We start from the raw sequence: 9,965 nt of genomic DNA, 5'->3' as shown, positions 1-9,965 counted from the left end.
TTTCTACTATAAGTATGTGGTTTATTTTTATATATAGCCTTATTCTTATGTATCTTTCCCCATATTCTATACATTTACATAGAAAAAAAGTGCGACATAATCGCACTTGGAATACTATCATCTGAGGAGGTATGCCCTACACTTCACTTTATGTAAGACGATAAAATATGTATAGACACTCGCCTTACTTCTATATATTTTATCTCCACAATGGATTTACTTTATATAAGAAAGAACATCTTCAGTATGTCCTTTCACTTTCACTTTACGCCACTCTTTTACAAGCTCACCGTCTTTATTAATAAGGAATGTAGAGCGCTCGATTCCCATATACTCTTTTCCAAAGTTCTTTTTCAATTTCCAAACGTCGTATAATTCCGCTACCTTATGATCCTCATCTACTAAAAGTACAAATGGAAGCTCATGCTTCTCAATGAATTTCAGATGTCTGTTCGCTGAATCAGGACTTACACCTAGAATAACTGTATCTTTCTCTTGAAATAATCCATACGCATCGCGAAAATCACATGCTTCAGTTGTACACCCTGGAGTCATATCTTTCGGATAAAAATATAGCACTACGTTTTTACCGCGAAAATCAGTTAAGCGAACTTGTTCCCCGTTACTTCCCTCTAATGTAAATTCTGGAGCCATTTCTCCTACTGTGATCATTGTTATCACTCCTACTCTTTTCTTTTACTATATCAAATGCTATCTTATTTTTCATTGTCTATTACAGACCTCATTACAAAAGCAAACGGTAATGTATATCCAATTAGCGCTTCTGCAATCGCAATCCATCTCCCTATTCCAATCGGAGCTATATCACCGTACCCAACGGACAATAAAGTAACCGCGCTAAAATATAAGCAAATTTCTACAAGTTGAAAAGATTGGGCATGCAAGCTTCCTCCATCTTCTTTCAAAACTGCAAAACCCATTTCTTCTAATACAACATAACTTAACCCAAACGCAATCAATACCGTTGTATAAATTAAAAATAAGGAGGCTAAATTATAAAGCGAAAAGAAACGCCTAGAATCTGAATATGAACTCCATAACAATTGGACACTTCTCAAAATAGCAATTGCTGCAATTAATAGAATAAATCCCCATAACATGTCCTCCACCTCATTTTATATGTATGAGACAGCCATTGGATTTATCCCTTAGAAACAAACAAGCTTCTGTAATTAATTCCCAGCACCACGGTACCTTTTTACTCCTTGATTCCAAAGAGTAATTGCAATCGTAAAACAGATAACACCAACGAGTGGTGTTGCAAATGCATAGCTATTCCACTCTGTTTTTCTTAAAAAGTATGCTGCTGGATACACTCCGACAAACGCAAATGGTAAAACAAACGTTAAAATGAAGCGAATCACACGGTTATAAATGTTAACAGGATAGCGACCATAGTTACCTATGTTATACATTAGCGGCATAATTGAACTTTTCGCATCCGACCAAAAACCAAGGCTCGCAAGCGTAACAAATATCCCTCCGTATACAAGTGCTCCTCCTCCTACCATCAGTAAGAATAAGAAGAAATCGTACCAGTAAAAAGATAATTGCAGCTCCACTGCTGCATATCCCATTACAATTATTCCTGTAATCGCTCCAATTAAAGATTCAAGTTCCATTCTTTCTAATATAATTTGAAATAAACTATGAATCGGTCTCGTTAATATACGATCCATTTCTCCTTTAATAATGTAACGATCATTAAAGTCCCATATGTTAAAGAAAGCTGAGAATATGGCAAACGGTACTAAAAAGAAACCATAAATAAAGATTACTTCTTCTCTACTCCAGCCCTTTAATGCTTGTGTATGCCCAAACACAACGAGAATAAAGATTAAATTAACAGCCTGTAGTGCTAAATCAGAAAGTAATCCAACGATAAAATCGCCCCGATACTCCAATTTTGTTTTTATATATTGGCTTGCATATTGCAAAAATAGGTTTATATATATCATCTCATCATCCCCCTTGTACAATTAGACGTTTTCTCGCCGTTCTCCACATGAGTACAATTGGAATAATAAGTACAATTGCCCAAATTACTTGGAATAATAATGCCTCATACAATTTACTTCCTTGTATACCTTCTGAAAAAATCATACTCGGAATATAACTAATAGCCTGAAACGGTAAAAATACCATTGCTTTTTGGGCCCATAACGGATAAAAACTAATTGGTAATAATAGACCTGAAAATAAATCAATAACAACACGTTTTGCATACATAATTCCACTATTATTAAATAGGAAGAACGTGAGCATTCCCGTCATTAAATTAATTTGTGTATTAATAATAAAACTAAATATTAAAGATAAGAAGAAATATAACCACGTTTGAAAATTCGTTGTAATTTGCAATGAAAATAATAAGGTAACGATAACCATACCTGGAATTGAAAAGAAAGCAAAACGAAATATTCCTTCACCAAGACCTTGCATCACTTTCATGCCTAAATAGTTATATGGACGAATGAGTTCTACTGCTACACGTCCTTCTTGAATCTCCATCGCAATTTCCCTGTCTATATTATTAAAATAAAAGGCACGTGCCATCCACGCAATTGCGATATAAGTAGTCATTTGCGAAATAGATAAACTTTCAATATTCTCTTTTCCACTATAAATTGCTTGCCATAAAAAATAATACGCACCGATATTAATTGTATAAATTAAAATCCCACTATAATAGTTTGTACGATACGCAAGCATCATTAAAAAGCGAATCCGAATCATTTCAATGTACTTACCCATGTTTAATACCTTCTTCATAAATGTTACGAATAATTTCCTCTGTAGACACTTCGTTAATTTTTAAATCTTTAATTTGAAAGGCTTGTACTACTTTAGAAATAAGCATTGAAATGATAACTTCTTCATTCGGTATTTTTGCAACCCACGCGTTTTCCTCTTTCGCTTTCGACCAAACGACATGACTATCTGGCATAACCATTGATAAAGCCTGATAGGAAACTGGTGCAATAAATTGAAAATGTATTTCCTTCTCTGCTCCCCACTGCGTACGAAGATTATTTAAAGAACCGTCATACATAATATTTCCTTCATCCAGCATGATAACGCGCTCACATAAAGCTTCAATATCAGTAATATCATGGGTTGTTAATAAAATTGTTGTTTTGTAACGTTCATTCATTTCTTTTAAAAATTCACGTATTTTTAATTTCACAAGAACATCCAATCCAATTGTTGGTTCATCTAAAAATAATAACGGCGGATTATGAATTAATGCTGCCGCTAATTCACAACGCATCCTTTGACCTAGAGATAACTTTCGAACTGGCTTATCTAATAAAGGACCAATATCTAACGTTTCAATCACGTGTTCCATATGCTCTTTATACTGAGCATCTGATACACCGTACACTTTTTTTAATAAACGAAAAGATTCTTGTACAGCAATATCCCACCAAAGTTGTGAGCGTTGACCGAAAACAACACCAATTGTTCTTACGAATTCTTCTCTCTGCTTATGCGGGTTCATCCCATTTACTAAAATTTCTCCTGATGTCGGAGTCAAAATCCCCGTAAGCATTTTAATAGTTGTTGATTTACCAGCACCGTTCTCACCGATATATCCAACCATTTCACCTTGTTTCACATTAAAAGATACATCATTTACTGCTGGTACTATTTTATAATTACGATTTAATAAATCGCGAAAAGCACCCTTTAATCCCGGACGACTTGAATAGGCTGTAAACTCTTTACGTAACCCTTGTACCTCAATTACCGATTTCATAATCGGACCCCCTTCCTAAATGTCACAACGAATAGTTTACCCAACTGCCTTCTCTATCACAAACAATACGTCTTTTCGAAAAACATGTTAGAATAATACATAGATTTTTGTAAGGAGATGAATTGTAGTGAAATTCACAAAATCAGAAGCATTACATAAAGAAGCTTTAGAACATATCGTTGGCGGCGTTAATAGTCCTTCTCGTTCTTTTAAAGCAGTTGGCGGCGGTGCTCCTGTTGCTATGGAACGTGGAAAAGGTGCTTATTTCTGGGATGTAGACGGAAATAAATATATCGATTATTTAGCAGCATACGGTCCTATTATTACTGGACATGCTCACCCGCACATTACAAAAGCAATTACAACAGCTGCTGAAAATGGTGTACTTTACGGAACACCAACAGCACTAGAAGTAAAATTTGCAAAAATGTTAAAAGAAGCAATGCCTGCATTAGATAAAGTCCGCTTCGTAAACTCTGGTACTGAATCAGTAATGACAACAATTCGTGTCGCTCGTGCTTACACAGGCCGCACAAAAATTATGAAATTTGCTGGTTGTTACCACGGTCATTCTGATTTAGTACTTGTAGCAGCTGGATCTGGCCCTTCTACGCTAGGAACTCCTGACTCAGCCGGTGTACCACAAAGTATCGCTCAAGAAGTTATTACCGTTCCATTTAATAATGTAGAAACCTTAAAAGAAGCTTTAGATAAATGGGGACACGAAGTAGCAGCTATCCTTGTAGAACCGATTGTTGGAAACTTCGGTATTGTAGAGCCAAAACCTGGCTTCCTTGAGAAAGTGAATGAACTTGTTCACGAAGCTGGTGCACTAGTAATTTATGATGAAGTTATTACTGCTTTCCGCTTCATGTACGGTGGTGCTCAAGACTTACTTGGCGTAACACCAGACTTAACAGCGCTTGGTAAAGTTATTGGCGGCGGACTTCCGATCGGTGCTTATGGTGGTAAGAAAGAAATTATGGAACAAGTTGCCCCGCTCGGACCTGCATATCAAGCTGGTACAATGGCAGGAAATCCTGCTTCTATGGCATCCGGTATCGCTTGTCTAGAAGTTCTTCAACAAGAAGGTCTTTATGAGAAATTAGATGAACTTGGTGCGATGCTTGAAAAGGGAATTTTAGAGCAAGCTGCAAAACATAATATCGATATTACATTAAACCGACTAAAAGGTGCTTTAACTGTATACTTCACAACAAATACAATTGAAGATTACGATGCAGCACAAGATACAGACGGTGAAATGTTCGGTAAATTCTTCAAGCTTATGCTTCAAGAAGGAGTTAACTTAGCACCTTCTAAATACGAGGCATGGTTCTTAACGACAGAACATACAAAAGAAGATATTGAATATACAATTGAAGCTGTAGGCAGAGCATTCGCTGCTTTAGCGGATAATAAATAATCCCGTCATTAAAAGGAAAAAAGAAAGCACATCTTTCTTTTTTCCTTTTTTCTATTTCATAAATCCCTCATTAATAGTATAATTATTCATAATTATCTGTTTAATTTTCTTTTATATCCTTACTACCTTTGTATACAAGGCTGCTCACGCCTTAAATAGTAAGATTATTCAAACTTCAATAAGAGGGGGGATTGACGGATGCTCAATAAAACAAATACATGGACACCGTCTTTATTTCGAGATTATAAAAATGCAGAACATGATGCGTGTGGAATCGTTTCCGTTATGGAGAAACGAAAAGTTGCCACGAAAGAAAACATTGATCTTTGCATACAATCACTTGTCAAAATGAATCATCGAGCTGGTTTCATTAATGGTGAAGGAGATGGTATCGGAATTCACATTGATGTCCCAAAAGCACTTTGGAATGAAAAGCTGAAAAATAACGGATACAATCCAACGATTGTGGATCATCCCCACTTTATCGTTGGACATTTTTTTCTAAACAAAAACGCAAATATCGTTAATTTAAAAAATCATATTCGTACGCAATTAAATAACGAAAGTTTTACTATTATTTTTGAAAGTGATGATGTAATAAATTCCGATGCACTCGGTCCACTTGGTAAACAGGAAGAACCTTTATTTTGGCAAGTTGCTCTTATCGCAGAAAATAAAGTTGAAAATGTTGAGCAAACATTATTTTCAGTAACAATAAAAATAGAGGAAAACGAAGCGATTCATGTTGCTTCATTAAGTCGTGACCATGTTGTATATAAAGTTCTAGGCGCTGGGGATACACTTGTTGCCTATTACAATGATTTACAACATCCACTTATCGCTTCAACTATGACACTAGGACATAACCGCTATTCTACTAATACATTATCTAATTTTTTTCGTGTACAACCATTTAGCATTCTCGGACATAATGGTGAAATTAACACAATTGCAAAATTACGTGATCAAGCTGACATGATTCATGTTCCACTTACTGCTGGGGGCAGTGACTCCCAAGATTTAAACCGCACCTTAGAAACTCTACTTGTTCAATACGACTACAGTTTATTTGAAGCAATGGATATACTATTCCCACCAATTATTAATGAAATGAAACTATATGAACCGCATTTACAAGATTTATATACGTATATACGTGAAGCTTGGGGCCATTTTGCGCAAGGTCCAGCTGGTATTATTTCACGTTATAAAGATGAGGCTGTTTTCAGCGTTGATTCCCTTGGACTACGACCAGTATGGAAAGTAGAGACAGCGAGTTCTTACGTTTTCTCTTCTGAACCTGGAGTTGTATCACCAACTGAATATGTAGCAGAACCAAAACCACTCGCTCCTGGAGAAAAAGTCGGTCTAAAGTGGAATGAACAAGATGAACTTGTACTCTACGAATACGATGACTACCAAACTCAAGTATATAACCGTTTTAAAAAGCGAGTTGATACTAAAGATTATCATTTAAACTTATCTATCCCTGAAACGAAAGAAATCCCAGGATTATGTGATTCTATACAAGTCGAAACGAAACAATACGTTGCTTTTGGATGGGACCGAGAACATATTCAGCTTCTTGAACAGATGGCAACAAAAGGCGTTGAGCCAATTCGCTCACTTGGGCATGACTCACCACTTGCAGCACTCGATACTGATAGACGAAATATCGCTGATTTCATTAAGGAAAGTGTAGCCGTTGTTACAAATCCAGCAATCGATCGTGATCGAGAGGTCGAGCACTTCTCCACACGAACAATACTTGGAGAGCGCCCAAGTTTATTAAGCGGAGCTAAACGGCCATTTGTAGTTGAGATGCTTTCCCCCATTATTTTAGAAGGAAGTGTAGCACAATCTATTACAGAGGAATTACACACAATTACGTACGAACAACTTATACAGCTATTCAATACTCATAGCTCTATCGCTACAATCTCTGCTACATTCAGTCCGACAGAAACTTTACAATGCGCCTTAAATCGAATTAGTTCTGAAGCGATAAAGGCCGTGAACGATGGAGCTTCCCTACTATTAATAGACGATGCCAACGCTCATCTAAATGAACAGTTATGGATTGATCCGCATTTAGTTACCGCTAAAGTACATCAAGTATTAAGCGAAAATAAATTACGCCGAAACTGCTCTCTCGTTATACGTTCTGGTGCCCTTCGCTCTTTACATGATATCGTCACACTGTATGGATTAGGAGCAGATGGTATGAATCCATATTTATTATTTGCAACCGTAAATGATGGAACAAAAACGCCAATTACGAATTTGTATAATGCTCTTAATAAAGGACTAGAAAAAGTCATTTCAACAATTGGAATTCATGAATTACGTGGTTACGGTCGCCTCTATTCTTCTATCGGATTACATGAGGAAATCGCAAATATATTACAAATTACGAATTTCTTCGGTTCAAATGATTTAGCTTTTTCGCTTGAATCACTTGCTGAAGATGCACAATTGCGAGCGGATGATTATAACAATCCTAAAGTTAGAATGCGAAAATCTTTTCATATATTCCCGCGAATTTGGAAAGCAATCGGCGATGTCGCAAAAGGAAATTCTTATGATGATTACCGTGACAAATTAAGTGAGTTAGAAGAAAATAATCCAATCGCGATTAGACATCTTGTTCAAACGAAAGAAACAAAACATGTCGTTCCGGCCGAAGAAGTATCCATCAGCATTCAAAATCATGATTTACCATTTATTATTAGTTCCATGTCATTCGGTTCTCAAAATGAAATTGCCTTTCGTGCATATGCAGAAGCGGCCGATCAGCTAAATATGATTAGCTTGAACGGTGAAGGCGGCGAAATTAAAGATATGATTGGAAAATATCCACATACACGTGGACAACAAGTTGCATCTGGGCGATTTGGTGTAAACGCCGAACTACTAAATTCATCAAACTTAATTGAAATAAAAATTGGGCAAGGCGCAAAGCCTGGTGAAGGCGGACATTTGCCTGGTTCAAAAGTAACAGCAAAAATCGCTGAAGCGCGTAATGCTACAATTGGCTCTGATTTAATTTCACCTTCTAACAACCATGATATTTATTCCATTGAAGATTTAGCTCAAATGATTACAGAAATTAAAACGGCTAATCAACTTGCGAAAGTAGCTGTAAAGGTCCCTGTTGTCCCTAACATTGGAACAATTGCTGTCGGTATCGCAAAGGCTGGTGCTGACTTTATTAACATTAGCGGATTTGATGGTGGTACAGGTGCCGCACGTATTCACGCATTGCAACATGTAGGCCTTCCTGTAGAAATTGGTGTGAAAGCCGCTCACAATGCTTTATTAGAAGCAAATATGAGACAAAAGGTAGAAATTTGGGCTGACGGTGGTATTCGAAGTGTTAATGATGCCTTGAAAATCATGCTCCTTGGGGCAAACCGTATTGGATTTGGTACACTATCCATGATTGCAATCGGCTGTACAACTTGCCGCGGATGTCATCTAGATACTTGTCACGTTGGAATTGCAACACAAATTGATTCTGAAGCTCAGGCGAAAGAACACGGATTACGCCGCTTCGTCCCGCGCGAATTAGAAAGTGCCGTTGCCGGATTATTACATTTATTCACCACTTTTGGCGTAGAACTAAAACGATTAACAGGAAATCTTGGTTATACAAATTTACAAGAAATTGTCGGACACTCCGATTTATTAGAACAAGTTCGAGGCGAAAATTTATTAGACTTATGTAATTTACTACAAACGATAGAACACCCATCTGTTACAAAAACAGAGTACGTACCGGAAAAACAATTTGAAACAGTTCATTCCCCTCATTCAAAGGAATTAATAGGCGTTGGCGTAGAGCAACGCGTTATGGGTGGTCTAGAATCTTGCTATCGCGTTCGTAGTAAATTATATGAAGACACGAAGCTTGAACCACTTACATTAAAGTATACGAATGGCTCTATTCCTGGAAATGGATTAGGTGCTTATAATAGTGAGAACTTATTTATACACGTAAATGGCGGTGCACAAGATGGTATTGGTAAAACCTCCTTTGGTGGTGGTATTTATATAACGAAAGCAAAAGGAAAAGACGGCATATATTATAACGGTTCTGTCGGAAAAGGTTTTGGGTACGGTGCACAAAAAGGATCGCTATACGTTCAAGGTAACGCTGATGCTCGCGCTGGCATTCGCCTCTCTGGAGCAGACATGATAATTGGAGGGCGAATGACAAAGCCACTCCGTGAAAAAGAGCAAGGGAATATAGGTGTATACTCTAATATTAAAGGTTTCGCTTTTGAATATATGACAAATGGGCGAGCGCTTGTTTTAGGGGATCCTGGTCCATGGATTTGTGCTGGTATGACTGGTGGTGTTGTTTATTTACGTCATGATTCAAGCTCGGGTTTAACAGAACACGCCTTAAAAAGAAGAATCGCAAAAGGGGCAAATGTTACATTACAACCAATTAGTAAAAACGGCGTGCAAGATGTGACTGAGTTATTGGTAGATTACATTCGTGTATTAAATGAACATGAGCAATACGAGGAAGTTGCTTTATTAACACCGTTACTCGATGATATGCAGCAACAGTTTTTTGAAATTATCCCGAAAAAAGAGCAGGCTGATCCATCTATCTCCACAGAGTGATATACCAACTTTTCATTTTCAAGAAAAAATTGACGAAGTACACTTCTCATAGTAATCTATAGTAACAATTTGAAACCTGCTGAAATTCAGCAGGTTTTTTCACTAAAAATTGATGTTTAAAAA

7 protein-coding genes are annotated in these 9,965 nt (G+C 36.9%); 2 read left to right on the top strand and 5 right to left on the bottom strand.

Going from position 1 to position 9,965, the window contains the following annotated elements:
* Positions 1-216: 216 nt before the first annotated feature.
* From bcp to QCI41_RS20570, 5 genes are all read right to left on the bottom strand, one after another.
* Positions 217-672, bottom strand: a complete 456-nt coding sequence (gene bcp / locus QCI41_RS20590) for a thioredoxin-dependent thiol peroxidase (protein WP_046958137.1) — start codon at positions 670-672, stop codon at positions 217-219.
* A 44-nt stretch (positions 673-716) separates the two neighbouring features.
* A complete protein-coding gene (locus QCI41_RS20585) occupies positions 717-1,121 on the bottom strand; it encodes a potassium channel family protein (RefSeq protein WP_353836809.1) in 405 nt (134 codons plus the stop codon).
* 72 nt (positions 1,122-1,193) lie between these two features.
* A complete protein-coding gene (locus QCI41_RS20580; protein WP_000639386.1) occupies positions 1,194-1,979 on the bottom strand; it encodes an ABC transporter permease in 786 nt (261 codons plus the stop codon).
* Positions 1,980-1,983: 4 nt separating this feature from the next.
* Positions 1,984-2,775: an ABC transporter permease gene (locus tag QCI41_RS20575; RefSeq protein ID WP_000521523.1), complete on the bottom strand. Its 792-nt coding sequence runs from the start codon at positions 2,773-2,775 to the stop codon at positions 1,984-1,986.
* Positions 2,768-3,781 (bottom strand): ABC transporter ATP-binding protein, encoded by a 1,014-nt coding sequence (locus QCI41_RS20570; protein ID WP_000843640.1) that lies wholly within the window; start codon positions 3,779-3,781, stop codon positions 2,768-2,770. The genes QCI41_RS20575 and QCI41_RS20570 overlap by 8 nt, the downstream gene beginning before the upstream one ends.
* A 127-nt stretch (positions 3,782-3,908) precedes the next feature.
* Here QCI41_RS20570 and hemL point away from each other — a divergent pair, with 127 nt between their 5' ends.
* Together hemL and QCI41_RS20560 are read left to right on the top strand one after the other, a co-directional pair.
* Complete coding sequence (gene hemL, locus QCI41_RS20565; RefSeq protein WP_000673249.1) at positions 3,909-5,207, top strand: glutamate-1-semialdehyde-2,1-aminomutase; 1,299 nt, start codon at positions 3,909-3,911, stop codon at positions 5,205-5,207.
* A 198-nt stretch (positions 5,208-5,405) separates the two neighbouring features.
* Positions 5,406-9,842: a glutamate synthase-related protein gene (locus QCI41_RS20560; protein ID WP_353836810.1), complete on the top strand. Its 4,437-nt coding sequence runs from the start codon at positions 5,406-5,408 to the stop codon at positions 9,840-9,842.
* Positions 9,843-9,965: the final 123 nt, after the last annotated feature.

Source organism: Bacillus cereus group sp. MG4 (genome assembly GCF_040460055.1).
GTDB classification, from domain to species: domain Bacteria; phylum Bacillota; class Bacilli; order Bacillales; family Bacillaceae_G; genus Bacillus_A; species Bacillus_A wiedmannii.
The sequence above is the reverse complement of the archived record's forward strand: the minus strand, read 5'-3'. Positions and strand labels throughout refer to the sequence as shown.